The organism is Kitasatospora sp. NPDC056731 (assembly GCF_040687675.1).
GTDB lineage: Bacteria > Actinomycetota > Actinomycetes > Streptomycetales > Streptomycetaceae > Kitasatospora.
Genome location: NZ_JBFBNR010000003.1, coordinates 203,809 through 230,102, shown reverse-complemented (window position 1 = coordinate 230,102; position 26,294 = coordinate 203,809). Strand labels below are relative to the sequence as shown.

Here is a 26,294-nt window from a genome sequence, read left to right as displayed (position 1 = left end):
CACTGCCCCCGCAGTCTTTCACGAACCCCCGAGGCCCCGTTTCTGGCCGAGGGCGGCACCGCTCCGGCCGGGGGCGGGCTCGTTCTTGCCGAGGCGGTCGAGCAGGTTCGCGGTGGCCCGCTGGATCCGCTCGTCGGTGAGGCCGGGGCGGCCCAGCGCGGGCGACCAGGCGAAGGTGCCGGCCGCGAACACGTACGCGCCGCTGGGCGCCCGGTACAGCGAGGTCTCCTGGTAGCGGGTGCGGCCGCCGAGGTCCTGGTACGGCGAGTGCGCGAGCAGCACCCGCTCGGTGTGCTCGGGCAGCGCCACCTTGGGGTAGTAGCGGTCGGCCTCGCCGGCGACCAAGCCGGGCAGTTCGTCGCCCTCCTGCAAGCCCGTACCGTCCCAGAGCCAGTGCGCGGTGTGCCGGGCGATCAGCGGGACGGGCGCGGCGACCCGGCCCGAGTACTGCAGGCCGAGCACCTGCTGCTCGGGCTCGCCGGCGTCCCGCCACAGCGCGCTGGCCGAACCGGGCACCCCGACGGCCGGGCTGCCCGGCTGGACCTTCTGCCGCTTGCGGCAGTTGAGCAGCCGGTTGGGTTCGCCGGAGGCGGCGGCGGTCAGCTCGACCCGCCAGTACATGGTGTTGGCGGACAGGAACACCAGCGAGGTGCCGTCGTCCCTGGCCTGCTCGACGGCCCGGCGCATCGGCTCGGACCAGTACTCGTCGTGGCCCGGGAAGATCAGCGCCCGGTGCCGCCCCGGGTCGACCAGGCCCGCGTGCAGGTCGGTGGCGGTGGCGTAGGAGAGGTCGTAGCCGTAGCGCTCGGCCCAGCGGATGAAGTCGTACGCGTGGCCGACGTGCAGCGGCAGCCCGGCGGTGGCGTGCGGGCGGTCGAAGGAGACCGTGACGGCCGCCTCCGGCTCGCCGACCAGGCCGCCCCGGCCGTCCCAGGCGTGGTAGAGGCTGGCGCCGCTGCGGCCGTCCTCGGGGAACAGGTTGTAGGCCTGCCAGGTCACGTCCGGGACCACCAGGAGCAGCTCGGCGGCGTGCTCCCGGTCCTCGAAGTCCCGGACGGTGAACGGGATGTGGCTGCGGTGCAGCATGTCCGCGGTGGTCAGCACGGCGACGTACGCGCCGGGCTTCCAGTGCACCGGGATCTGCAGCCGCCAGGAGTGCCACCAGTGGTGGCAGGAGACCGTCCGCTCGACCACCAGCGGGGCGGGCTGGGCCAGCCCGGCGATCAGCGGGCTGGACGTCATGTGGCGGGCGCCGTCGCCGCCGTAGTGGCCGATCCGCCAGACGTCCACGGTGAACTCGCGGGGCGGGTTGACGGTGACCCGGAAGTCCACCGAACCGCCGGGGCGGATCACCCCGGCCGAGGCGAAGCCCTTGATCTGCTGGTCCACGTCGTTGGCGCTCTGCGGGGTGCCGACCGGCGGCTTGGGCCGGGCGCCGACCGCCAGCGGCCGCTGGCCGGGCGCGTCCACCGAGACGTACCAGGGGACGGCGCCCTCGGCATCGGCCAGGTACTGGTCCGGGCTGCGCAGCCAGGGCAGCGGGCCCTGGCCGAAGGGGTCGGAGACGCTGTAAGCGTGCGTTCCGGACTCCCAGCGGCGGTTGAGTTCCGTGCCCACGCGCCCCTCCCAGGTGCACTTCCGCCCGGTTGGCACGTGCCCCCCGGATGTGCGTGCGGTCTAATACACCACAGAGTGCTGGCGCTCCGTCACCCTGTGGTCGCAATTGGTGCCGGGAATCTCACGCCCTCCCCCGGCCGGGTCTCCGGCCTGCGGAGACGGCCGCCCGCCGGTCGGTTTGGGGGCGCGCGCCGGAGCGCCGAGCGCCGCCTGTCCGGCTCACAACCGGACGGGTTTCTCCAGACGGACGTCGGCGGCGTCCAGCCAGGCCCGCAGCGGGCCGTCCTGGCCCTGCTCGACGGCCTGGGCGACCGGCCCGGCCAGGTCGGTACGGCGGATCCCGCCCAGCAGCAGCACCGGACCGTCCAGCCAGTCCAGGCCGGGCGCGCCGCCCGCGGTGTCCACGGCGGCGCAGCAGACCATCGCGGTGACGTGGTCGACCAGCAGGTCACGGCCGCTGCGGGCGGTTTCGAGCAGCGGGGCCGGGGCGGTGGTGCGGGCCAGCTGGGCGGCCAGCGCGGCGGCCAGCTGCTCCCCCTCGCCCTCGGCGAGCCGGACCAGCAGCCGGGTGAGCGTCGGGGAGCCGGGGCGGGCCTGCGGGGCGAGCCGGTCCAGGGCGGTCTGGAGGGCGGCGGCGCGGGCCCGCCAGCCGGCGTCCACCACGTCGGCCGGGTAGTCGGTCCACTCCAGCTCGTGCCAGGCGCCGGCGGCCGGGCTGCCGAAGAACAGCTCGGCGGCGAGCCGGGAGACCGCCCGGTCGACGGTGCCGGGCTCCTCCAGCAGGTCGCAGGCGGGGCGGTCGCCGAGCCGGGTGCCGTAGCCGTCGGCCAGGCGGTCGCGCCGGGACAGCTCGGTGAGCGCGGAGACGACGCCGGCGTTGAGGTGGGCAGGGTGGCGGCCGAGCCGCCAGGCGGGCAGCGCGACCCGGGTGAGCAGCCGGTCCCAGCCCGCGTAGGCCAGGCCGACCTGCTCCTGGGCGGCGATCCGCAGGCCGTAGTCGACCGTCCTGGCCTGCTCGGAGGCCCAGCTCGCGACGGAGCGCTCCAGCTCGGCGGCGTGGCCTCGGCAGGCGCCGAGCAGCCGGCGGGTGATCCCGCGGGTGATCCGCTCGGCGAGCGCGGCCGGACCGCGGCGCTCCGGCCGGGGCGGGCCCGCCAGGGTGCCGCCGCCGAGGCCGGGGGCGGCACCCTGGCCGGAGTCCAGGCTGGCGTCCAGGCTGCGCAGGAAGCGGCGGGCGGCGGCGATCTCCGGGTCGGCGGAGGCGGCGGTGCCGGCCACCACGGGGGCGAGCAGGGCGCGCAGTTCGCCGGCCCGCATCCACCACAGGAAGGGCGAGCCGATCACCAGGACCGGGCCGGGCGGCTCGGGGTGCGGCCGCAGCGGGCGGGCCCGCCGAACCGGCGGCACGTCCTCCAGCCAGCTGTCGCAGTCCGGGGTGAGGGCCACCGCGGAGGGCGCGGGCACGTCCAGCCGGTCGGCGAGTTCGTCGATCAGCCGGTACAGCTCGGGCGCCTCGACGCGTTTCAGCGGGACGGCCGGGGTCCGGGGCGGGACGGCCCGGTGGTAGGCGCGGGCGGTCAGCCCGGCCACCAGGAGGGTCAGCGCGGCCACCGCGCAGACCGCCCAGCGGGCGGCGTCCCACCCGGCGGCGTCGGAGGAGCCGGGTGCGCCGATCCGCCCGGTGAACCGGCCCGCGAGCAGGACCACCGCGACGGCGGCGGGCATGACGGCGGCGGCCAGGGCGAGACCTCGGACCCGCAGGACCGCCTGGGCGTGAGCGCGCGCGGTGTCGACTGCGGCCATACGGTGCGGCACCCCCTTCGGAGCCCTCGGGCGCCCGGCGACGGGCCCTGAGCCGACTCGAAACGATCAGTTCCGACCGGGAAGCGGAGGCGTCCGATCCCCGGTAGTGCATGCTGTGTGGCGCTTCTGCCATGTTCGACGCACCGGCCCGGGTGGGTGTTCCGGATCGCCCCGGTTTCCACTCGTCCCGGTGACACCGCCCGGATTCCGGACGGTCACGACCGGTCCGGTGCGAAGCACCCGGGCACCCGCCCGGCCGGACGCCGTCCAGCATCCCCCCGTGGGAACACCGCTACCCGGCGGCGACCCCGGCGCACGGCCACGTCGCACTGCGATCCAGCGCACCATAAGGCCGGGCGCCCGGCTACGTCAGCCGGATGCGGGTGCTGTCACCCGATGGGCTGGAATCCGACCGCCGAACGGTGCGCCGGCCCCCGGAGTCACTCCCGCCCCGGAAACGCCGCAGGGCGCTGCGTCCATGGGGGGAAATCCCACGGTGCGCGGCGCCCTGCGGGCGGAGGCGGGGCAGGCCCTACTCGGTGGCTGCCTTCAGGGCGATGTCGGTGCGGTGCTGGCCGCCCTTGAGGGCGATCCGGTCCACGGCGGCGTACGCGCGGTCGCGCGCCTCCACCAGGTCGGCGCCGGTCGCGGTGACCGACAGGACGCGGCCGCCGGCGCTCAGCACCCGGCCGTCCTCGTCGGCCCTGGTACCGGCGTGCAGGACGAACGCGGTGCCGTCGGCCTCGGCCTCGGCCAGGCCCTCGATCGGGTCACCGGTGCGCGGCGCGGCCGGGTAGCCCTCGGAGGCGACGACCACGGTGACGGCCGCGCCCTCGTCCCAGCGCAGCGGCTCCAGCTGGTCCAGGGTGCCGGTGGCGGCGGCCAGCAGCACGGCGGCCAGCGGGGTGCGCAGCCGGGCCAGCACGACCTGGGTCTCCGGGTCGCCGAAGCGGGCGTTGAACTCGATCACCCGGGTGCCGCGCGAGGTGAGCGCGAGGCCCGCGTACAGCAGGCCGGAGAACTCGGTGCCCCGGCGGCGCAGCTCGTCGACGGTCGGCTGCAGGACGCTCTGCTGGACCTCCTCGACCAGCCCGGCGGGCGCCCACGGCAGCGGCGAGTAGGCCCCCATGCCGCCGGTGTTGGGGCCCTCGTCGCCGTCCAGCGCGCGCTTGAAGTCCTGCGCGGGCTGGAGCGGGACGACGGTGGTGCCGTCGGTGATCGCGAACAGCGACACCTCGGGGCCGTCCAGGTACTCCTCGATGACCACGCGCTCGCAGGAGGCGGCGTGCTCCAGCGCGGCCGCGCGGTCGGAGGTGACCACCACGCCCTTGCCGGCGGCCAGGCCGTCGTCCTTGACCACGTACGGCGCGCCGAAGGCGTCCAGCGCCTCGGCGGCCTCGGCAGGGGTGGTGCAGACGTAGGAGCGGGCGGTGGGCACGCCGGCCCCGGCCATCACGTCCTTCGCGAAGGCCTTGGAACCTTCCAGTTGGGCGGCTTCGGCGGACGGGCCGAACACCGGGATGCCGACCGCGCGCACGGCGTCGGAGACGCCCGCGACCAGCGGGGCCTCCGGGCCGACGACGACCAGGGCGGCGCCGAGCCGCACGGCCAGGTCGGCGACCTGCGCGCCGTTCAACTGGTCGACCGGGTGGACCGTCGCCACCTGCGCGATCCCGGCGTTGCCCGGGGCACAGTGCAGCTCGGAGACAGCGGGATCTTGGGACAGAGAGCGGCACAGGGCATGTTCGCGGGCGCCGCCGCCGATGACGAGGACCTTCACGCTTGGCAAGGGTAGTCGGTGGCCAGTTCCGGCCGCTCTCCGGTCCCGTCCGATCCTCCAGTCGGGGAGGTCCGTACGCCGAGGATGTCGGAGAAACCTCCAACTCGGACCGGCTCGGTGCGCACCGGGTGCCCGAGTCAGGACGGCGGGTCACCGGACCCTCCCTCGGACGGGTGAAATCTCGCCGCCCCCCGCATCCCTTCCACCTCGGGCTCCGGTGGCCGAATCCGGTAACGATCACCGGGGAAGCGACCCCATGGTCAGCCATTTGGCGGTAAGAAGTGCTGTTGGACAACCAACGGCAGACGCCGCGTCAGCCGATGGACCGCCAGACCGCCAGACCCAGCAGTCCGCCCGCCACAGGGAGCCCCACAGGTGAGCCAGCCGGAAATGCAGCCCGAGGAGAGTGCCTGGGGCAAGGAGATCGGCGAGGAGGACCCGCCCGCCGCGACCATCGCCCGCCAGGCGTCCACCCGCCGACGGACCGATCTGAGCACTCGACAGTTCCCCCTCGGGGACTGGGGCGAGCCGGCCGAGCGCCTGGAGGAGCTGTACCGCTGGTCCGAGGAGCGGGCGGTCGAGGCGATCGAGTGGTACCGCAGGGACCGGATCTGGAAGCGCCGCTGGGCGCGCCTGCTGCGGTTCGGCACGGCCGGCTTCGCGGTGGGCGGGGTGACCGCGCCGCTGGTCGACCTGACCGGCGCGGTCTCGCACGGCACCAGCTGGGGCTACGTCGGCCTGGCCCTCGCCGCCGCCTGCTACGGCACCGACCGGGTGTTCGGCCTCACCTCCGGCTGGATGCGTGACGTCAGCACCGCGCAGGCGTTGCAACGCCGACTGGAGGCCTTCCAGTTCGACTGGGCGTCGGAGTGCGTGCGCGAGGTGCTCGGCCCGACCGAGGGCACCGCGGGCGAAGCCGCCGAGCGCTGCCTCGGCGTGCTGCGCCGGTTCTGCGAGGACGTCTCGGACATGGTCCGCACCGAGACCTCGGAGTGGATGCTGGAGTTCCGCGCGTCCATGACCCAGCTGCCCACCCAGGCCCCGGGCACCTGGGGCGGGCGCAGCGAGAGCGGGGTGGGCGCCCAGGTGCGGGTGCTGCCGCCGCCGGGCACCCGGCCCACCATGCCGCGCCAGCGGCCGCCGGAGGGGCCGCTGCGGTAGCGGGCGAGCGGGCCGCCTGCCGTGGCGGGCGGGAGGATGCAGCGGGCGGTGCCTCAGGCGAAGACCACCATCGAGCCCTGGGCGAGGCTGCGGGTCGCCGCCGCGTACAGGCCCGCCCAGGCGTGCCGCTCGCGGGCGAAGGGGTGCAGGTCGTCCAGCGGCGGCCCGAACGGCTGCTCCAGGCCGGTCGGGCCGAGCGGCCGGGTCGGGCCCGGCGGGTTGAGCGGGTCGAGGCCCAGCGCCGGTGCGACGGCCTGCAGTTCGCGCAGCAGCCCGTGGCTGGAGCCGAGCGGACCACCGGAGGCGAGCAGTGCGTCGTCCACCAGCGGCGCCGGGAACTCTATCGGCACGTAGGCGCCCGCGTGGTCGAAGTGCCAGACCAGGTGCGACTGTTCGGCGCTGCTCTCGAACATCTCCAGCAGCTGCTCGTAGTCGCCGCCGAGCGAGTCCACCGGCGTGATGTCCAGCCCGGTGAGGCCCAGCAGGTAGGCGCGGCGCAGGAAGTGCAGCGAGTCGTAGTCGAAGGCGGCTATCGGCTCGACCGCCCCGCTCAGCCCCGGCACGTACTGGTAGACCGGCACCTCGGGCAGCCCGCGGGAGGCCAACACCGAGTTGTAGAGGGCGAGATCGTCCCTGAAGGGATTGTCGGGGCTGTGGCTCAGCACGTCCACGAGCGGGACGAGCCAGAGGTCGCAGGCCATGGCCGGCAGTTCCTCTCCGGGCGGCGGGGTCGCCCGCAGGACGGGACGACGACGGGGGCGGGGTCGGTACCCGGACGGCCGTTGTGCGGGACGCCCGGTTCGACGACCGCCCACCCTACCGGCCCGGGGCGGGGCGCGGGTCGGGCCGTCCCTGCGGTGCGTCCGGGGGCGGTTCGGGCAGCCGCCGGCCGAACCGGCCGTACGGCACCGAGCGCGGCTGCGGCACCAGGCCGAGGCCCAGCCCGAGTTCGCGGCCGAGCTCCCGGCCGACCTCCTCACCCGGCCGGCGTCGACCCCTCCCGACCTGGTCGAACGCCTGGCCGGGAACCGGTTCGGCCGCCACCGACGGGACTTCGGCGGACGGGGCCGGCGGCACGGGCTCGCCGCCCAGGAACCCGCCGCCACCGGGGTCGCCGCCATCGGGCTCGCCGTCCAGGGGTTCGCTATTCAGGAGTTCGCTGTCCAGAGGCTCGCCGTCCAGGGACTCGCCGTCCAGGGGTTCGGTGAGCAGCCCCAGCACCGTCACCGACTCCAGCGGCCGCCCGGCCAGCCCGGCCAGCAGCCGGGCGGTGTACAGGTTGTACTCGCAGATGATCCGGTGCGCGCCGACCAGGTCCCGCGCGCCGATGGCGTCGACCAGATCGAGGTGGCGGTCCCAGCAGATCTCGGCCAGGACAGGCAGCTCCCGCAGGTAGGGCGCGGCGAACATCCACGACTGCACCCGCAGCCAGTCCAGGTAGTCGCCGATCCGGCGGTTGCCGATCAGCGCGGCGACCTCCTGCCAGAACCGGCGGTCGCAGCCCACCATCACGTCCAGGTTCCCGGCCCGGGCGGCCCGGACCGCCGCGTCGGCCCGGCGGCGCAGCGAGGGCAGCCTGGCGAGGTCCGGCAGCGCCCGGCGGGCGGAGAACTGGCGGTAGTAGCTGTCGGTGACCAGCACCCGGGACTCGAAGATCTCCAGGAAGTCGTCCCAGCCCAGCTCGGGCACGGTGAACCCGCGGTGGTGCTCGGCCCGCAGCAGGCCCTGCGCACCGAGGTCGACCAGCGCCTCGCGGGCCGGGGTCGCCGAGACTCCGTACAGCTCGGCGATCTCCTTGACGGTGAAGTTGCGGCCGGCTGCCAGCCGGCCGGCCATCATCTCCTCGCGCAGCGCACCGGCGATCTGCTCGCGCAGGCTGTTGCGCTGGATGACGGGACGGGTGTCGCCTGCGCCGTTGCCGGGCATGCGCGCAACCTCCTGGGGCGGGCTGATCAGGCCGCCCCTCGGCGGACCGGCCAACGAGCGGCGGGGAACACGACGAGTGCTCATCTTCTCAAACCCGCCCCGAGAAGGTACAAACCAACCCCCCGGAGGCCTCCGACACCCCCGGACTCCCCCCGCCCGGGCCGTGCCGGGCGGGGCCGGGCCCGGGTCAGCGCTGGACCGGCGCCGGGATCCCCAGCAGGCGGTCCCGCAGCACCGGGAACTCCTCACGGGCCTTGCCCACCTCGGCCGGATCGAACTCGACGGTCAGCACCTGCTCCTCCGTACCGGCCTCGGCCAGCACCCGGCCCCACGGGTCCACCACGATGCTGTGCCCGGCCTGCTCGACCCCGGCGTGCGTCCCGGCGGTGTTGCAGGCCAGCACGAACGCCTGCTCCTCCACCGCGCGCGCCCGCGCCAGCAGCGTCCAGTGCTCGCGCCGCCGGGCCGGCCAGGCCGCCGGAACCACCAGCAGCTGCGCGCCGGCGTCCAACAGCGCCCGGAACAGCTCCGGGAAGCGCAGGTCGTAGCAGGTGGCCAGGCCCAGGGTGGCGAAGTCGGTGGCCGCGGTGACGATCTCCTGCCCGGCGCCCATCACCACCGCCTCGCCGCTGTCGAAACCGAAACGGTGGATCTTGCGGTAGGTGTGCACCAACTCGCCGTCCGGGGCGAACAGCAGCGAGGTGTTGTAGATCGGCCCGTCCGGATCGCGCTCGACGATCGAACCGGCGTGCAGCCAGACCCCGGCCGCCCGCGCGGCCGCCGCCATCGCGTCCGACGTGGGCCCGTCCAGCGTCTCGGCGCCGTCCGACCACAGGTCGTAGGCGAAGCCGCCGAGCGGCCACAGCTCCGGCAGGACCACCAGGTCCGCGCCCTGCTGCGCCCGGACCAGCGCGGCGGCCCGGGCCCGCCGTTCGGCGGGCGGCTCGGCGTCGGAGACCCCGAGTTGGATCAATGAAGCGCGCACAGTACCACCGTCCACGGCAAGAGACCTACGATCGTCACCCGAAAGCGCTGCCCAGCTGTCTCCCGGCAGCGTAACGTGCGGTTAGCTTGTGCGCCCGGAAGCCGGACCATCCCGGCCGACCGGGGAGGCCGGGCGCAGAGGGCAAGGAAGCTGACGGAGGGCCGGAGATTCCCGTGACGGACAACCAGACCGTGCAGGCTTACGCGGAGGCGTGGGCCCAGAGCATCGAGTCCATATCGGAGCTGGTCGCCCCCCTCCCCGAGGGCTCCTGGAACCGGGCCACCGAATGCCCCGGCTGGTCGGTCCGGGACGTCGTCTCGCACATCATCGCGGTCGAGTCCGAACTCCTCGGCGACCCCCGCCCGATCCACTCCCTGCCACGTGACCTTCGCCACGTCACCACCGACTTCGCCCGCTACATCGAACTGCCGGTCGACAAGCGCCGCTGCCACACCGCGCTGGAGATGACCAGCGAGCTGGAGTACACGATCATCCGCCGCTCCCGGGCGCTGCGGAACGCCAAGCAGATGCCCCTGGAGCCGGTGCGCTGGCCGGGCGGCCCGAACAGCCGCGACGTGCCGTACCACGAGCTGCTGCGCCTGCGGGCCTTCGACGTCTGGGTGCACGAGCAGGACCTGCGCCGCGCCCTGGACACCCCCGGCAACCTCGACTCCCCGGCCGCCCTGATCGCCCGGGACGTCCTGCTGGGGCTGCTGCCCAAGGCCGTCGCCCACCAGGCCGGCGCCCCGGCCGGAACGGCTATGGTCCTGGACGTCACCGGCCGCGTGGAGTTCCTGCGCACCATCCGGGTCGACTCGACCGGCCGCGGCACCGTCGACGAGTCGATCAGCCTGGCCCCCGACGTCCAGCTCACCATGGACTGGGAGACCTACCTCCGGCTCGCCTGCGGCCGCGGCCGCCCCGGCCCGGTCACCATCGACGGCGACAAGGAACTCGCCGACCGCGTCCTGTCCGCCTTCGCGGTCACCATCTGACCCCAGCCACCCCACAGCGCACGCCACCCGGCGTACACGCACGAGTGCGCGCCGGGTCGGCACCACTCGTGCATCCATCCGTCAATCCAGCACCAACACCTCACCCGTTCGACCTCGTTGTTCCGGACACTCCCACCACCACCCGGAAGAAGGAGAAACGTCCCCATGGACGACGAACAGCAGCAGATGACTCTGGTCCGGTCCAGCTTCCCGGTCACGGGGCAACCGATCAGAGTCGTGATGATCGACGGACAACCGTGGTTCGTCACAGCGGACGTGTGCCGAGTCCTGGGCCGAGGAAACCCAGCCCACACCGTCAAAGGGCTGGAAACCCACCAGCACCGCACTGTCGACTTGCGCTCGGTAACCATCACCCGAGGTGATGGTTACGGCGTTTCCGCAGGTCAGAAAGCCTACCGACGAGGAAATCCATTGCTCGGCGTGGTGAGTGAGGCAGGACTGTATGCCCTTCTCATGAGGTCGGACAAGAAGTCCGCCCGATCATTCCGCGCGTGGGTTACTGAAGACCTCCTCCCCTCCGTCCGTCGCGGGGACACCGACATCCCCACCCAGCAGCGACGGATGGCGGAGAGCCTGACCGAGGCGATCGGGCAGCAGGTACAGATCGTCGCCGAGATCGACCACGAGGACTGGCCCGGCCTGACCGTCCACTCGGATGGGACGGTCCACTGCCAGCACGGCGAGATGGTCCTCCACCTGCCAAGCCGGGAGGAAGACAGCGGGCCGCCGTTCGGCGCCTACTTCGCCTGCCCGAGCGAGGAACGAGTCGGAATCCGGGCCAGCCGGATCGTCCCCGGCTGCCCCAACCTGAAGCTGGTGGACCTGATCCGCATGCGGCGCGAAGCACTACCCAGGCCGGACCGTGAACCCGAGCCCGATCGCGGGCTCATGTACGCAGAAGTGAACGACGGCCACATTGGCCGCATCTACGGGACGCCGCCACAGCTCGCCGAACTGCTGCGTGAGTACCGGCGCTGAACCGCCGATGCCGTATACCGGGGGCATGACGCTCGAGACCCTCGCTGAAAGCTAGGGTTACGAGGTTTTCGCAGGTCAGAAACCCTACGCCCCGCCGCCACAACCTTCCAACGCAGACGCAGGAGCTCGCCGACCGCGTCCTGCCCGCCTTTGCGGTCACCATCTGACCCCAACCGCCCCACAGCGCACGCCACCCGGCGTACACGCACGAGTGCGCGCCGGGTCGGCACCACTCGTGCATCCATCCGTCAATCCAGCACCAACACCTCACCCGTTCGACCTCGTTGTTCCGGACACTCCCGCCATCACCCGGAAGAAGGAGGGGCGTCCCCATGGACGACGAACAGCAGCAGATGACTCTGGTCCGATCGAGCTTCCCGGTCACCGGCCAACCCATCAGAGTCGTGATGATCGACGGACAACCGTGGTTTGCCGTGGCGGACGTGTGCCGAGTCCTGGGCCGACGCAATCCGACCGATGCAGTCAAAGGGCTGGAGCCCCACCAACACAGCACTGTCGACCTACGGTCGGTAACCATCGCCCAAGGTGATGGTTACGGCGTTTCCACAGGTCAGAAACCCTACCGGCAGGGAAATCCGTTGCTCGGCGTGGTGAGCGAGGCAGGACTGTACAGCCTCCTTATGAGGTCGGAGAAGCGCTCTGCTCGACCCTTCCGAACCTGGGTTACCGACGAGCTGATCCCCTCCGTCCGCCGCGGGGACACCGACATCCCCATCCAGCAGCGGCGGATGGCGGAGACCCTGGCCGAGGCGATCGGGCAGAACGTACGGATCGTCGCCGAGATCGACCATGAGAACTGGCCCGGCCTGACCGTCCACTCGGACGGGACGGTCCACTGCCGCCACGGCGAGATGGTCCTCCACCTGCCGACCCGGGAGGAAGACAGCGGACCGCCGTTCGGCGCCTACTTCGCCTGCCCGGGCGAGGAACGGGTCGGGATCCGGGCCAGCCGGATCGTCCCGGGCTGCCCCAACCTGAAGCTGGTGGATCTGATCCGCATGCGGAACGCGGCGCAGCAGAAGTCCCCACCGGATGACGGGCTCATGCACGCGGAGCTGCACGGCGCCCGGATCTACGGGACACCGCCGCAGATGGCCGAGATGTTGCGGGAGTACGGGCGCTGATCCGCCGGTGCCGTATACCCTCAGAAATTCTGAGACTAATCGCGTTTCCGCAGGTCAAAGACCCTACGCCCCCGCCGCGACCTTGCGGCGCAGGCGCAGGATCATCGCCGTGCCGACCGCCAGCGGGACGTACTGCCAGCAGAACGCCCAGCGGAAGGCGTCGGCCGAGTAGGAGTCGGTGCCGGCCGGGGAGAGGCCGTCGAGGAGGACGCCGATGCCGAAGAGGGTGATCATCGTGCCGATGAAGCCGCCCATGTTGACGATCCCGGAGGCGGTGCCGAGGCGCTCCACCGGGTTGCGGGCGCGGGCGTAGTCGAGGCCGACCAGTGAGGCCGGGCCGTTGCTGCCCATCACCACGATGATGGCGGACAGCAGCCAGATCGGGGGGTGTCCGCCGGGCCAGGCCAGGACGAGCGCCCAGCCGAGGGCGGTGGCCGTGATGACGGTGAGGACGATCGGCATCCGGGCTCGCGCCGAGACGGAGAGCACCCGGCCGAACAGGAAGCCGAAGGCCATGTTGCTGAGCACCAGCAGGGTCAGCATTCCGCCGGCCGCGGCCCGGGAGAGGCCTTGCGCCTCCACCAGGTAGGGCAGGCCCCAGAGCAGGCCGAAGGCGTTGCCGGGGAACTGGGTGGTGAAGTGCACCCAGAGCCCGAGCCGGGTGCCCGGTTCGCGCCAGCACGCGCGGACCTGCCGGCCGACGTTCGGCCGCGGCGCGGGCGGGTGTTCGACCGGCCGTACGGCGGCGGCCGGGGCCTCCTTGAGGAAGAGCGCGACCAGCGCGAAGACCGCGACGCCGAGCAGGGCGATCGCGGTGAAGGTGGGTGTCCAGCCCTCGCGGTGCAGGGCCTGCGCGAGCACCACGGTGGTGATCAGGTTGCCGCCCATCCCGGCGAGGCCGGTGAGCTGGGCCACGAACGGGTTCCGGGCGGCGGGGAACCACCGGGCGGCGAGCCGCAGCACGCTGATGAAGGTCATCGCGTCGCCGCAGCCGAGCACCGCCCGGGAGGCCAGCGCGGGGGCGAAGGAGGAGCTGAACGCGAAGGCCAGTTGGCCGAAGCTCAGCAGGACGACGCCGATCAGCAGCACCCGGCGCGGCCCGATCCGGTCGACGAGCAGGCCGACCGGTATCTGCATGGCCGCGTAGACCAGCACTTGGAGGATCGAGAAGGTGGAGAGCGCGGAGGCGCCGATGCCGAAGCGGTCGGCGGCGTCCAGTCCGGCCACGCCGAGGCTGGTGCGGTGGATCACCGCGAGGATGTAGACGCTGACGCCGATGGACCAGGCGAGCCAGGCCGCGCGCCCGCCGGGCGGGGACGGCGCGGGGGCTGCCGACGGTGCGGGGGCGGCCGACGGCGGCGAGTCGGCGGTTCGGGGAGCGGGGACGGACAGGGGTGCGGCTGAGCGGGCGGGCTCCACGGTCATAGTGCGACCAGACTAGTCATCCCATGATGGGACGCCCAGTGCGGGGTGCGGTCGATCGTCCACGGACCACGGATTCCACGGATTCCGCGGACCGGGCGTCAGCCGGTCACCGTCCAGGACACCGACCGGGTCATGTAGCGGTCCCGGAAGGCCTCGTCCCGCACCCAGTCGGTGGTGTCCCGGACGGTCGCCGTGACGGTGGCCGTCCGGCCCGGGGCCAGATTCAGCTGGTCGGTGTCCAGCCAGGCGCCGTCGGCGGCCTGCGGCGTCACCGCGACGCCGTCCACCTTCCACTCCACCTTCAGCTGTCGCGGGCCGGTCAGCGGCACCGGCCGGACGTTCAGCCGGGGGCGCCCGCTCACCTCGCCGGGCGGCGGCGACGGGGCGTCGGTGGGCCGGATCCTGCGGTACAGCTCCTCCATGATCGCTTCGCGCGACGGCAGGTTGTAGGCGCTGCCCAGGGTGCGCATCACCGAGTCGGGGGTGGGCCGGTAGAGGCCGTTGGCGCTGCGGTAGGCGCCGACCGTCCCGGCGCCGTCCGGGGACTGCGCGCCCAGCCAGCGCCACCACTTGGTCTGCTTCTTGCGCATGTCGTCGGCGTCGAGGGTGGCGAGGTTCGGGTACTCGGCGTCGTCCGGGGCGCTGTCGTACTCGTCGCCGAGGTCCCCCACGGTGTGCCCGATCTCGTGCTGGATGATCCGCCCGGCGTCCGGGCTGCCGCCGGCCAGGGTGGTCACCCCGGTGCCGCCGGCGCCGCCGTACTCGGTGGAGTTGGCCAGGGCTATCAGGTACTGCGGCCCGGAGCTGTCGCCCGCGTACCGGGCGGTGGCGGATTCGTCGGCGCAGAGCAGCCGGGCGGTGCCCTCGCACCAGAAGTGCATGCCGAGCGGGGTGGCGGGGTTGCGGCCGCGGCTCTCGGTCTCGGCTATCCCGGAGACCGGGGAGACCACTTCGACCCGCCGTATGTTGAAGAACCCCTGGTAGGTGCGGAACGGCTCGATGGCCATCAGCGCGTGCCAGGCCCGGTCGACCTGCTGTCGGAACAGGTCCTGTTCGGTGGCCGTGTAGCCGTCGCCGAGCAGGACCAGGGTGATCCGGTTGGCCGGGTCCCCGGTGCGGCGTATGTCGACGGTGGGGGCGGCCGTGACGGTCCGGCGGTCGGCGCGCTGTGCGCTGTGCGGCGGGACCGCCCGGTCGGCGGGGGCGCCCGGCCCGATCACGCCGAACGGCGAGGGGCCGACCAGTTCCAGGGCGGCGGGGAGTACGGCGGTGGACACCAGCACGAGCGCGGCCAGACTCCGAACGAGACGGCCAGGGTTGCCAGGTGGCATACGGGTGCGTCCTCGGGGTTCCGGTCACCCGGCGTAGCCCGGGTGGTGGAGCGAAGACGTACCCGGACGGGTGTGTCACCCCTACCGCGTGCCGAAAATGTCACCGACCTGGCCGAATGACCCTCACCTCACCAGTCATCCCAATGACTGGAATCTGGCCGATGACAGGCCTCTCGTCAGCGCCTGCGGAGGTTCAGCACCAGGTGGGTGCCGAGCCCGAACAGCAGGCCCCAGAAGGCCGAGCCGATCCCGAACAGGCTCATCCCCGAGGCGCTGGCCAGGAAGGTCACCACCGCCGCGTCCCGCCCCCGCTCGTCCGCCACCGCCGCCGCCAGGCTGCCCTGCAGCGAGGCCAGCAGGGCGACCCCGGCGATCACCGCGATCAGTTCCTTCGGCAGGCCGGTGAACAGGCTCACCAGCACCCCGCCGAAACTGCCCACCAGCACGTACAGCACGCCCGAGGACATCCCCGCGACGTAGCGGCGGCGCGGGTCGGGGTGGCTCTCCGGGCCGGAGCAGATCGCCGCCGTGATCGCCGCCAGGTTCACCCCCGGCGAGCCGAACGGCGCCAGCAGCAGCGACACCACACCGGTCGACCCGATCAGCAGCCGGTCGTCCGGCCGGTAGCCGAAGGCCCGCATCACCCCGAGGCCCGGTGCGTTCTGCGAGGCCAGCACCACGATCGTGAGCGGCAGCGCCAGCCCCACCGTGGCCGCCCAGGAGAACCCCGGCACGGTGAACACCGGCCGGGTCGGCCCGCCCGAGCCCAGGTGCAGCGGGAGTCCGACGGTCAGCGCCGCCAGCACCCCGCCCACCAGCAGCGCCACCGGGACGGCGTACCGCGGGGCCAGCCGCTTGGCCAGCAGGAAGGCCGCGAGGCTGCCGACCACCAGCACCGGCGCGCCGTGCACGGCGCCGAAGATCCCGGCGCCGAAGGAGAACAGGATGCCCGCCAGCATCGCGTTGACGATCCCGGCCGGCACCGCCGCGATCAGCCGGCCGAACCAGCCGGTCACCCCGAAGAGCGTCACCACCACCGCGCTCACCAGGAACGCCCCGACCGCCTCCCGGTACGGGTACGCGCCCAGGCTGGTCACCAGCAGCGCGGCGCCCGGGGTGGACCAGGCGGTGATCACCGGGGTCCTGGTCCACCAGCTCAGCGCGAAGCCGCTCAGCCCGCTGCCGATGGCCACCGCCCAGATCCAGGACGCCGTGTGCGCCGCGTCCAGCCGTCCGGCGGCCGCCGCCGCGAGCACCACCACCAGCGGCCCCGAGAACGACACCGCGATGCAGACCAGCCCCGCCAGCAGCGCCGGCCCCGACACGTCCCGTCGCAGCGACCGGCGCTCCTCGCCCCTGTCCGGCACCGTCTCCGGTCGGACCGTCAGCTCTTCAGTCATTCCGGAAGTATCCCGAACGCCGCGCCGGGGCCCCGGAAAAGTCTTTGAAACCACCTGCAACCCCCGGCGAGGATGCACGTCTGTAGGGATGAAGTCACGTCATGTGCGCGTCCGTCATCGGCTGGTCCTGATCACCGTCCGCCGGCCTCGCTCCCAGCGCCGGCCGACGGGCGGGCAGAAGCGGAGGGGCCTTCCCCCACACGGCGGTGTGGGGGAAGGCCCCTTCGTGGCTTCCCGTTCGTGACGTCCCGGACCGTCAGCCCCAGGTGATCAGGCGCTTCGGGCGCTCCAGCAGCGCGGCCACGTCGGCCAGCACCTTGGAGCCCAGCTCCCCGTCCACCAGGCGGTGGTCGAAGGAGAGCGCCAGCGTGGTCACCTGACGCGGGACGACCTTGCCCTTGTGCACCCACGGCATGTCCCGGATCGTGCCGACGGCGAGGATCGCGGCCTCGCCGGGGTTGAGGATCGGGGTGCCGGTGTCGACGCCGAAGACGCCGACGTTGGTGATGGTGATGGTCCCGCCCTGCATGTCGCCCGGCGAGGTCTTGCCCTGGCGGGCGGTGTCGATCAGCTCGCCCAGCGAGACGGCGAGGCCCGTGAGGGTCTTGCCGCCAGCGTCCTTGATGTTGGGGACGATCAGGCCGCGCGGGGTGGCCGCGGCGATGCCGAGGTTCACCTGGCCCTTGATGACGATCTCCTGGGCCGCCTCGTCCCACTGCGCGTTGATCTCGGGGTGCCGCTTGACCGCGGTGAGCAGCGCCTTGGCGACCAGCAGCAGCGGGCTGATCCGGACGTCCCGGCCCAACTCGCCGCTCTCCTTGAGCCGGCGGACGAACTTCATCGTGCGGGTCACGTCGGCCTGGACGAACTCGGTGACGTGCGGGGCGGTGAAGGCCGAGGCCACCATCGCCTGCGCGGTCGCCTTGCGGACGCCCTTGATCGGCACCCGGACGTCGCCCGTCACGGTGACCGGCACCGGCACCGCAGCACCGACCGGCCCGGCCTTGACCGGCGCCGCCGCCGGGGCGGCCTGCGCGGTGGCCTGCGCGGTGGCCAGGGCCGACGCGTGGGCGTGCACGTCCTCGCGGGTGATCACACCGTCCCGGCCGGTCGGGACGACCGCGCGCAGGTCGATGCCGAGGTCCTTGGCCAGCTTGCGCACCGGCGGCTTGGCCAACGGCCGCTCCCCGGCGGGCTGTTCGGCCAGGACAGGCGAGGCGGGCGCGACCGGTGCGACCGGTGCCGGAGCGGCCGACACGACGGGCGCGGCCGGAGCCGGCGTCGCGGTGACGGTCGTCGTGGTCGTGCGCCGGGCCCGGCGCTGGGCGGTACCGGTGCGCGGGCCGTAGCCGACCAGCACCTCGCGCCGCTCGGGCTCGGCCGGTTCGGCCGGCGCGGCGGCGGCGACGGACGCAACAGCAGCAGGAGCGGCAGGAGCCGCGGCCCCGGCCTCCCCGGCGACCGCGACCGAGATGATCACGGTGCCGACGTCGACCGTCGCGCCCGCGGGGAAGAAGAGCTGCTCGACGACCCCGTTGAACGGGATCGGCAGCTCCACCGCCGCCTTGGCGGTCTCCACCTCGCACACGACCTGCCCGTCGGTGACGGTGTCACCGGGCTTGACGTACCAGCTGAGGATTTCGGCCTCGGTCAGGCCCTCGCCCACATCGGGCATCTTGAACTCGCGGAGCGAGCGAACTTCGGTGGTCATCTTCGCTCCCCCGGATCAGTACGCGAGTGCGCGGTCGACGGCGTCGAGCACGCGGTCCAGGTCGGGGAGGAAGGCCTCCTCGACGCGGGACGGCGGATACGGCGCGTGGTAGCCGCCGACCCGCAGGACGGGCGCCTCCAGGTGGTAGAAGCACCGTTCGGTGAGCCGGGCGGCCAGTTCGGCGCCCATGCCCAGGAAGACCGGCGCCTCGTGCACCACGACGGCCCGCCCGGTGCGCTTGACCGACTCCTCCAGGGTGGTGAAGTCCACCGGGGAGAGCGAGCGCAGGTCGACGACCTCCAGGCGGCGGCCGTCCTCCTCGGCGGCCGCGGCGGCCTCCAGGCAGACCTTGACCATCGGGCCGTAGGCGAGCAGCGTGGCGTCGGTGCCGGAGCGCACGATCCGGGCGTCGTGCAGTCCGAGGTCGGCGGCGTCGCCGACCTCGCCCTTGTCCCAGTACCGGCGCTTGGGCTCCAGGAAGACCACCGGGTCGTCCGAGGCGATGGCCTGCCGCAGCATCCAGTGCGCGTCGTGCGCGTTGGACGGGCTGACCACGCGCAGGCCCGCGGTGTGCGCGAAGTACGCCTCGTGCGACTCGCTGTGGTGCTCGACCGCGCCGATGCCGCCCGCGAAGGGGATGCGGATGGTGACCGGGAGCTTGATGTTCCCGAGCGCGCGGGCGTGCATCTTGGCCAGCTGGGAGACGATCTGGTCGAAGGCCGGGTAGACGAAGCCGTCGAACTGGATCTCCACCACCGGGCGGTAGCCGCGCAGCGCCAGGCCGATCGCGGTGCCGACGATGCCGGACTCGGCGAGCGGGGTGTCGATCACCCGTCCCTCGCCGAAGTCCTTCTGCAGGCCGTCGGTGATCCGGAAGACGCCGCCGAGCTTGCCGATGTCCTCGCCCATCAGGACGGTCTTCGGGTCGCTCTCCAGCGACTTGCGCAGCGCGCCGTTGAGCGCCTTGGCAATGCTGAGCTGACCGGCCATCAGTGGTTCTCCCCCGCCTCGAAGGAGGCCGCGTACTGGACGTACTCGGCCCGTTCCTCATCGACCAGCGCGTGCGGCTCGCTGTACACGTGGTCGAAGATCAGGGTCGGGTCCGGGTCGGGCATGCCGCGCACGCCCTCGCGCACCCGCAGCCCCAGCCGCTCGCTCTCGGCGTCGATCGCGGTGAAGAACTCCTCGTCGGCCAGGCCCTCCTTCTCCAGGAGGGCGCGGAGCCGGGCGATCGGGTCCTTGGCCTTCCAGGCCTCGGTCTCCTCGGTGGGCCGGTAGCGGGTGGGGTCGTCGGAGGTAGTGTGCGCGCCCATCCGGTAGGTGAACGCCTCGATCAGCACCGGGCCGTTGCCGCTGCGGGCGTGGTCGAGCGCCCAGCGGGTGACGGCCAGGCAGGCCAGCACGTCGTTGCCGTCGACCCGGACGCCGGGGAAGCCGAAGCCGGAGGCGCGGCGGTACAGCGGGATCTTGGTCTGGGTGGTGGTGGGCTCGGAGATCGCCCACTGGTTGTTCTGGCAGAAGAACACCACGGGCGCGTTGTAGACCGAGGCGAAGGTGAAGGCCTCGTTGACGTCGCCCTGGCTGGAGGCGCCGTCGCCGAAGTAGGCGATGACCGCGTCGTCGGTGCCGTCCTTGCTGATGCCCATCGCGTAGCCGGTGGCGTGCAGGGCCTGCGCGCCGATCACGATGGTGTACAGGTGGAAGTTCTTCTCGTTCGGGTCCCAGCCGCCGTGGTTCACGCCGCGGAACATGCCGAGCAGGTTGAGCGGATCGACGTCGCGGCACCAGGCGACACCGTGCTCGCGGTAGGTGGGGAAGGCGTAGTCGCCGGTGCGCATGGCGCGGCCGGAGCCGACCTGGGCGGCCTCCTGGCCGAGCAGCGAGGCCCACAGGCCCAGCTCGCCCTGGCGCTGGAGTGCGGTGGCCTCGCCGTCGAACCGGCGGACCAGCACCAGGTCGCGGTAGAGGGCGCGCAGCTCCTCCGGGGTGGTGGTGAGCGGGTAGTCCGGGTGCTCGACCCGCTCGCCTTCCGGGGTGAGCAGCTGTACGAGCTCCGGCTGGGCGTCCTTTCCCGTGGCGCGGAGGGTGTCAGGGACGCCGGGGGCCGCCTTCTTGCGGGCCCTCGCCGTGCTTTTGACGGTCACGTTCACTCCTCGGTCTGTCCGGCCGCCCGGGGTCGCCGGTGACCGGTCCGGTCACCGCCTCGCGGGGCGCGCGTGGGTGTGCGCTCCTACTGCGGGGCAGGTGGTGTTCCTGTTCCGACGGCGTCCCTCACGAGAACGTTACCCAGCGTCCGCCCTTGGCGCGCTTGCGCTAGGACGTCCTACTTGTTCAGGGCTTACAACCCCGAGGGTGCCGCGGGCAGCGCGCCGTCGGAAGGGTGGGGGTGACGGACCGCGTGACGCAGCTCTCAATTCGGGCGCCTTCAGGACACCAGCGCACGTTATCCGGGCGCGGGCCCGTACGTAAGGGGGTTCTCGGTATCGGTTTTGGACCGCCCCGGCCGGACCACCTGGCGGCGGCACCAGGGACGATAGGTCTTCCGTACGGTGATATGGGAGGCTTTGGACGTGACTGATAACGGACAAATCAGGGTGTTCCTGCTCGACGATCACGAGGTTGTCCGGCGGGGCGTGCACGATCTGCTCTCGGTCGAGGACGACATCGAGGTGGTCGGCGAGGCCGGCACCGCCGCCGAGGCGCTCACCCGGATCCCGGCGGTCCACCCCGATGTCGCGGTGCTCGACGTCCGGCTGCCGGACGGCAACGGGGTCGAGGTCTGCCGGGAGATCCGGTCCCGGATGCCGGAGATCAAGTGCCTGATGCTGACCTCGTTCTCGGACGACGAGGCGCTGTTCGACTCGATCATGGCGGGCGCGTCCGGCTACGTCCTGAAGGCGATCCGCGGCACCGATCTGATCACCGCCGTCCGGGACGTCGCGGCCGGCAAGTCGCTGCTCGACCAGGTCGCCACCAGCCGGGTGCTGGCCCGGCTGCGCGACGGCGGCGAGAAGGAGGACGAGCGGCTGGCGCAACTCACCAAGCAGGAGCGCCGGATCCTCGATCTGATCGGCGAGGGGATGACCAACCGTCAGATCGGCAACGAGTTGCACCTGGCCGAGAAGACGGTGAAGAACTACGTCTCCAGTCTGCTCGCCAAGATGGGCATGGAGCGACGCACCCAGGCAGCGGCCTTCGTGGCACGGCACCAGGCGGACCAGCAGCACTGATCAGAACAGCGATCACAGAACTGACGACTTGTCAAGGGCCCCCGCACGGGGGCCCTAACCTCTGGCTGTGACTTTCAGCCAGACCCTCTCCTGTTCCCCGGCCCGCCCCGACCTCTCCGCGCCGCCGATAGGGACCCTCAGTCCGCCCGTCCCGCGCGCCGCACTCGCCGAGGTCCTGGGCCGCTACCGGGTGGGGGGGCTGCTGACCGCCGAACCGGTCGCCGAAGGCCTGCTGAACCGCGGCTACCGGGTCACCACCGAGACCGGCGCGTACTTCCTGAAGTGCTACGTCGACGCCGCCACCGCCAGCCGCCCGAAGATCGTCGCCCACCACCGGGCGATGGCCGGGCTCCAGGCCCTCGGACTTCCCGTCGCACCCCCGCTGACCTGCGCCGAACGAGCCGGCACGGTGGCCGGCTACGGCGGCCGGCTGTTCGCGCTGTTCCCCTGGGTGGATGGCCGACACCGGCACGGTACCGACCTCTCCCCGCCGCAGTGCGACGCGCTCGGCGCGCTGCTCGGCCGACTGCACGGCGCGCTCGACGACGTGTGCGCCCCCTTCGAACAGCCCCCCGGCTACCGCACCGCCGACCCCCTCGACAGCGCCGACCTCGCCCGCGACCTGCGGCGCCACGCCCGCGACCACCGCCCGTACGGCGACCTGGACGCGCTGGTCGAACGGCGGCTCACCGAACGGCTGGAACTGCTCGCCGAACACGCCCACCGCCGCCCCGCCCCGCAGACCGCCCCGCCCACCGGCTGGACCCACGGCGACTTCCACGGACTCAACCTGCTGTACGGCGACGGCCCCGACGGCGGCCCGGTCGCGGCCGTCCTGGACTGGGACAAGCTCGGCCCGCAGCCGCGCGCCGAGGAGGCCGTCCGCGCCGCCACGCTGCTCTTCAACGACCGGGCGTCCGGCACCCTCGACCTGGTGCGGGTCCGCCATTACTCGCAGTCCTACCGGGCCACCGGGGCCGCCACCGCCGAACACCTGGCCGCCGCCGTCCACCGGGTCTGGTGGGAGCGGCTGAACGACTTCTGGATGCTCCAGTGGCGCTACCAGCGGGCCGACCACCGGGCCGACCCGCTCTACCCCGCCTCGGCCGGCCAGTTGACGTGGTGGTGCCAGGAGTACGAACAGGTCCTGGACGCCTTCGCCAACTGACCGGTGTCAGCCCGGCCCGATCAGGGCGTCGCCGGCGGCTGGGTCGCCGGCGGCTGGGTGGCCGGCGGGTTCGACTTGGTCACCGGCGGCGGCGTGGGCGCCCCCGTGCTGCCGTTGCCCCCCGTGCTCGGGGTGGTCGCCGCCGTGCTGGGCGTGCCGGGCGCCGTGGTGGGGGGCGGAGTGTGGCTGGGGGTCTGGCTGGGCGACGGGGTCGTCGAGTGCTTGCCCGAACCCGGCGACGGCGACATGTTGTTGTTGCCGTTGTTGTTGCCGTTGTTGTTGCCGCCGCTGCCACCGTTGTTGTAGCTGCCGCCGTTGCTGCCGTTCTCGGTCGGCTGCGTCGGGCGCCGGCTGCCGGTGTTGGACGCGGGCGGGCTCTGCGAGCCGCTCTGGGGCGGCGTGCTGGGCTCGGTCGTGCTGACCGCCGGGAGCGGCGTCGGCGGCACGATGTGCGAGTTCCCGGGTTCGTTGCCGCTGAACGCGAACGCCATGCCGACCCCGGCCGCGAGCAGCACGGCCACGGCGCCGGCCACCCAGGCCCACGGCCCGCGCCGACGGCCGGAGCCGCCGTCGTCGTCGCCACCGTAGGGGCCGCCGGCCCCCGGGTAGGGCGTCGACGGGGTGTGCGGGCCGCCCGGGCCCCCCATCCCCTGGTAGGGCAGCACCGAGGTCTGGTCGCCGGGGCCGATCGCGCCGAAGGCCGCGGTGGCCGCGGTCTGGTCGGGCCGGATCACCTGGGTGGCGTCGGTGTTCCCCTGCCCCGCGGCGGCCAGCCCGGCCGTCGCGCCGGCCCAGCCCGCGCCGCCCGCGCCGTGCATCTCGCGCAGCGCGTGCTGGAGGTGCGCGCGGAACTCGTCGGCGTCCTGGAAGCGGTCGTCCGGGTTCTTGGCCAGCGATCGCAGCACCAGCTGGTCCAGCCCGACCGGCACCCGGCCGTTGGCCTGCGAGGGCGGCACCGGCATGTCCTGGACGTGCTGGTAGACCACCGAGAGCGGGGTGTCGCCGGTGAACGGCGGGCGCAGCGCCAGCAGTTCGTACAACATGCAGCCGGCCGCGTACAGGTCGGAGCGGTGGTCGACGGGCTTGCCGAGGGCCTGCTCGGGCGAGAGGTACTGCGGGGTGCCCATGACCATGCCGGTCTGGGTCATGGTGCTGGCCGTGCCGGTCAGCGCCCGGGCGATGCCGAAGTCCATCACCTTGACGGCGCCCGCGGTCGTGATGATCACGTTGGCGGGCTTGATGTCCCGGTGGACGATGCCGTTGCGGTGGCTGTAGGCCAGCGCCTCCAGCACCCCGGCGATGATGATCAGCGCCTGGTCGACCGGCGGCGCGTCCTCGTCCACCAGCAGCTCGCGGACGGTCCGGCCCTCGACCAGCTCCATCACGATGTACGGCGTGGACTCGTCCCCGGCGTACTCCTCGCCGGTGTCGTAGACCGCGACGATCGAGTGGTGGTTGAGCCCCGCGACGGCGTGTGCCTCGCGGGTGAACCGCAGCCGGGCGATGTCGTCCTGGGCCAGCTCGCCGCGGAGCAGCTTGACCGCGACCGTCCGGCCCAGCCGTACGTCCTCGGCCGCGAACACCTCGGCCATGCCGCCGCGGCCGAGCCGGTAGGTCAGCCGGTAGCGGCCGTCGCCGACCGTGCCCAGCGGCGCGGCCATGCCGCGGCCGGGGGTCTGCGGGCCGCCGGGCCCGACCGGGGGAAACGCGCTGGTCGCGGCGTCGTTGCCGGGTCCGGGCATCCTCGGCGTCCCGCCGGTCCGGCCGTCAGCTCCGGCACCCGTTCCGTCATCCGGCTGCTGCGTCTGTGCCATCGCTCCTCGCCCCGGGCGTTCGCTCGGATCGCGGTGCCCTGTCGCTTCGTATCCCCGAACGCTACCGCCTCCGGCGCGGGCCCGTGGCACGCCCGAACCGGCCGGAAAGCGTCAGAGCAGGCCATTCCGGTCGACCGGGAGGTCAACCACCAGCACCACTGCGGGCCGCTCACCGGTGGTGTGCCCGGTCTTGGTCTTCGTCTTGTTGTCCTGCGCCTTGTTGACCACGATCGCGATGATGATGCCGGCCAGCACGAGCACGCCGACGATGATCGCGATGACGACCGCGGCCGTCGAGCAGCCGCCGCCGCTGGGCGCCTTCGGCTGCTGGTACGGCGGCATCGGCTGCGGCGGCGGGGTGTGCGCCCGCTGCGGCGGGGCCTGCTGCAGGTACTGGGGGTGCGGCGTGTGCGGCCCCTGCGGACGCGGCGGTTGGAAGGCCGGCGGCGGGGTCCGGTACTGCGGCTGCTGCGGCGGAGCCTGCTGGAGGTACTGGGGGTGCGGGGTCTGCGGCCCCTGCGGACGCGGCGGCTGGAAGGCCGGCGGCGGCGTCCGGTACTGCGGCTGCTGCGGCGGAGCCTGCTGCGGGTACTGAGGGTGCGGGGTCTGCGGGGCCTGCGGCGCCGCGTGCACCGAGCGCGGCCCCTCGTTGATCACCAGCGGCGTGCTGGCCTGCAACGGGTGCCCGCTGCCGCCGCCCTTCGCGGCCGCGATCAGCCGCTCCGCCTCGTCCCGCATCGCCGCCGCGCTCTGGAACCGGTGCGCCGGGTCCTTGCGCAGCGCCTGGGCGACGAAGGCGTCCACCGCCGGGGTGACCGACCGGTTGAGGGTGGACGGCGCCGGCGGCTCCTCCTGGACGTGCTTGTAGGCGATCGAGAACGCCGAGTCGCCGTCGAAGACCAGCTGCCCGGTGAGCATCTCGAAGAGCATCACGCCGACCGAGTAGAGGTCGGAGCGGGCGTCCACCGGCTTGCCGAGCGCCTGCTCGGGCGACAGGTACTGCGGGGTGCCGACCACCATGCCGGTCTGTGTCATCGACGTGGCGCCCGGTTCCAGCGCCCGGGCGATGCCGAAGTCCATGACCTTGATGTTGCCCTTGCGGTCGAACATGACGTTGCCGGGCTTGATGTCGCGGTGCACCAGGGACATGTCGTGCGAGGCCTCCAGCGCGTTCAGCACGCCGACGATGACCCGCAGGGCCTCCTCGGTCGGCATCGCGCCGTACTGGGCGACCGCCTCGTTGATCGCCTCGCGCAGGCCCTTGCCGTCCACCAGCTGCATGACGATGTACGGGGTGCTGGAGCCGTCCGGCGCGACGTCCTCGCCGCTGTCGTACACCGTGACGATGTTCGGGTGCTCCAGCCGGGCCACCGCCTGCGCCTCGCGGCGGAACCGCTCCTTGAACGAGGCGTCCCGGCCCAGCTCGTTGTGCATGCTCTTCAGCGCGACCTGCCGGTCCAGCACGCTGTCGTACGCGAGGTGCACCGAGGCCATGCCGCCCTCGCCCAGCAGCCGCTGCAGCACATAGCGGCCGTTGCCCAGGGAGGAGCCTCCGACCGCCGCGTTGCCGTGCTCGCTCATGGTCCTCTGCTCCCCCTCGGCGCGGCCGTGGCGCCGCGACCGTGACGTTCGGTCTCGTCCGTGCGTGGTGGGCCGGGCCCGCGGGCCTGGCGGACCCCTGCCGCGGCGGTACGACCGGCCTGCGACAGGGGTCAGGGTATCGGCTGACGCCGACGGTGATCGGTCCAGGGCCGGTCCTGCCCCCGGACCGCCGGCGCCGCCGGACGGCGCCCCGGCCCGGGGC

Annotated in this window: 20 protein-coding genes; 6 read left to right on the top strand and 14 right to left on the bottom strand. The window is 73.0% G+C overall.

Annotated features, from left to right (window positions below):
• Positions 1-18: 18 nt before the first annotated feature.
• From AB0R04_RS05135 to purD, 3 genes are all read right to left on the bottom strand, one after another.
• On the bottom strand, positions 19-1,617 hold the full coding sequence (locus AB0R04_RS05135; RefSeq protein ID WP_363368304.1) for a N,N-dimethylformamidase beta subunit family domain-containing protein: 1,599 nt from the start codon (positions 1,615-1,617) through the stop codon (positions 19-21).
• 219 nt (positions 1,618-1,836) lie between these two features.
• Positions 1,837-3,420, bottom strand: a complete 1,584-nt coding sequence (locus tag AB0R04_RS05130; protein WP_363368302.1) for a hypothetical protein — start codon at positions 3,418-3,420, stop codon at positions 1,837-1,839.
• Positions 3,421-3,952: 532 nt separating this feature from the next.
• Positions 3,953-5,200: a phosphoribosylamine--glycine ligase gene (gene purD, locus AB0R04_RS05125; protein ID WP_363368300.1), complete on the bottom strand. Its 1,248-nt coding sequence runs from the start codon at positions 5,198-5,200 to the stop codon at positions 3,953-3,955.
• Between the two features lie 375 nt (positions 5,201-5,575).
• Here purD and AB0R04_RS05120 point away from each other — a divergent pair, with 375 nt between their 5' ends.
• On the top strand, positions 5,576-6,361 hold the full coding sequence (locus AB0R04_RS05120) for an SLATT domain-containing protein (RefSeq protein ID WP_363368298.1): 786 nt from the start codon (positions 5,576-5,578) through the stop codon (positions 6,359-6,361).
• Positions 6,362-6,414: 53 nt separating this feature from the next.
• Here the strand turns inward: AB0R04_RS05120 and AB0R04_RS05115 are convergent, their stop codons facing one another.
• From AB0R04_RS05115 to AB0R04_RS05105, 3 genes are all read right to left on the bottom strand, one after another.
• Positions 6,415-7,062, bottom strand: a complete 648-nt coding sequence (locus AB0R04_RS05115) for a hypothetical protein (protein ID WP_063348510.1) — start codon at positions 7,060-7,062, stop codon at positions 6,415-6,417.
• 115 nt (positions 7,063-7,177) lie between these two features.
• On the bottom strand, positions 7,178-8,287 hold the full coding sequence (locus AB0R04_RS05110) for a GntR family transcriptional regulator (RefSeq protein ID WP_363368296.1): 1,110 nt from the start codon (positions 8,285-8,287) through the stop codon (positions 7,178-7,180).
• 187 nt (positions 8,288-8,474) lie between these two features.
• A complete protein-coding gene (locus tag AB0R04_RS05105) occupies positions 8,475-9,272 on the bottom strand; it encodes a carbon-nitrogen family hydrolase (protein WP_063348508.1) in 798 nt (265 codons plus the stop codon).
• Between the two features lie 173 nt (positions 9,273-9,445).
• Between AB0R04_RS05105 and AB0R04_RS05100 the strand changes: the two genes are divergently transcribed.
• The 3 genes from AB0R04_RS05100 to AB0R04_RS05090 all read left to right on the top strand — a co-directional run bounded on the left by AB0R04_RS05100 (position 9,446) and on the right by AB0R04_RS05090 (position 12,411).
• Positions 9,446-10,267, top strand: a complete 822-nt coding sequence (locus AB0R04_RS05100; RefSeq protein WP_363368294.1) for a maleylpyruvate isomerase family mycothiol-dependent enzyme — start codon at positions 9,446-9,448, stop codon at positions 10,265-10,267.
• 165 nt (positions 10,268-10,432) lie between these two features.
• Positions 10,433-11,266, top strand: a complete 834-nt coding sequence (locus tag AB0R04_RS05095) for a Bro-N domain-containing protein (protein WP_363368292.1) — start codon at positions 10,433-10,435, stop codon at positions 11,264-11,266.
• A gap of 332 nt (positions 11,267-11,598) precedes the next feature.
• Positions 11,599-12,411 carry a Bro-N domain-containing protein gene (locus AB0R04_RS05090; protein WP_363368290.1) on the top strand — a complete coding sequence of 271 codons (813 nt, stop codon included), beginning with the start codon at positions 11,599-11,601 and terminating at the stop codon, positions 12,409-12,411.
• Between the two features lie 63 nt (positions 12,412-12,474).
• Here AB0R04_RS05090 and AB0R04_RS05085 read toward each other — a convergent pair whose 3' ends face one another.
• The 6 genes from AB0R04_RS05085 to pdhA form a co-directional block, all read right to left on the bottom strand.
• Positions 12,475-13,836, bottom strand: coding sequence for an MFS transporter (locus AB0R04_RS05085; protein ID WP_079135739.1), 1,362 nt, complete (start codon positions 13,834-13,836; stop codon positions 12,475-12,477).
• Positions 13,837-13,934: 98 nt separating this feature from the next.
• Complete coding sequence (locus AB0R04_RS05080; RefSeq protein ID WP_363368288.1) at positions 13,935-15,113, bottom strand: M64 family metallopeptidase; 1,179 nt, start codon at positions 15,111-15,113, stop codon at positions 13,935-13,937.
• Positions 15,114-15,343: 230 nt separating this feature from the next.
• A complete protein-coding gene (locus tag AB0R04_RS05075) occupies positions 15,344-16,567 on the bottom strand; it encodes a benzoate/H(+) symporter BenE family transporter (RefSeq protein ID WP_363368286.1) in 1,224 nt (407 codons plus the stop codon).
• A gap of 256 nt (positions 16,568-16,823) precedes the next feature.
• Positions 16,824-18,278 (bottom strand): dihydrolipoamide acetyltransferase family protein, encoded by a 1,455-nt coding sequence (locus AB0R04_RS05070; protein WP_363368284.1) that lies wholly within the window; start codon positions 18,276-18,278, stop codon positions 16,824-16,826.
• Positions 18,279-18,293: 15 nt separating this feature from the next.
• Positions 18,294-19,271 (bottom strand): alpha-ketoacid dehydrogenase subunit beta, encoded by a 978-nt coding sequence (locus AB0R04_RS05065; protein WP_107452899.1) that lies wholly within the window; start codon positions 19,269-19,271, stop codon positions 18,294-18,296.
• On the bottom strand, positions 19,268-20,428 hold the full coding sequence (gene pdhA, locus AB0R04_RS05060) for a pyruvate dehydrogenase (acetyl-transferring) E1 component subunit alpha (protein WP_363368282.1): 1,161 nt from the start codon (positions 20,426-20,428) through the stop codon (positions 19,268-19,270). Before pdhA ends, AB0R04_RS05065 begins: the two co-directional genes overlap by 4 nt.
• 420 nt (positions 20,429-20,848) lie before the next feature.
• On the opposite strand from pdhA, the gene AB0R04_RS05055 reads away from it, so the two are divergent.
• Both AB0R04_RS05055 and AB0R04_RS05050 read left to right on the top strand, forming a co-directional pair.
• Positions 20,849-21,508, top strand: a complete 660-nt coding sequence (locus tag AB0R04_RS05055; RefSeq protein ID WP_063348500.1) for a response regulator transcription factor — start codon at positions 20,849-20,851, stop codon at positions 21,506-21,508.
• 67 nt (positions 21,509-21,575) lie between these two features.
• On the top strand, positions 21,576-22,676 hold the full coding sequence (locus AB0R04_RS05050) for a phosphotransferase (protein ID WP_079135737.1): 1,101 nt from the start codon (positions 21,576-21,578) through the stop codon (positions 22,674-22,676).
• A 20-nt stretch (positions 22,677-22,696) separates the two neighbouring features.
• Here the strand turns inward: AB0R04_RS05050 and AB0R04_RS05045 are convergent, their stop codons facing one another.
• Positions 22,697-24,337, bottom strand: a complete 1,641-nt coding sequence (locus tag AB0R04_RS05045) for a protein kinase (protein WP_363368388.1) — start codon at positions 24,335-24,337, stop codon at positions 22,697-22,699.
• 264 nt (positions 24,338-24,601) lie between these two features.
• Entirely contained in the window at positions 24,602-26,071 is a 1,470-nt protein-coding gene (locus AB0R04_RS05040) for a protein kinase (RefSeq protein WP_363368279.1), read from the bottom strand.
• Between the last annotated feature and the right edge of the window lie 223 nt (positions 26,072-26,294).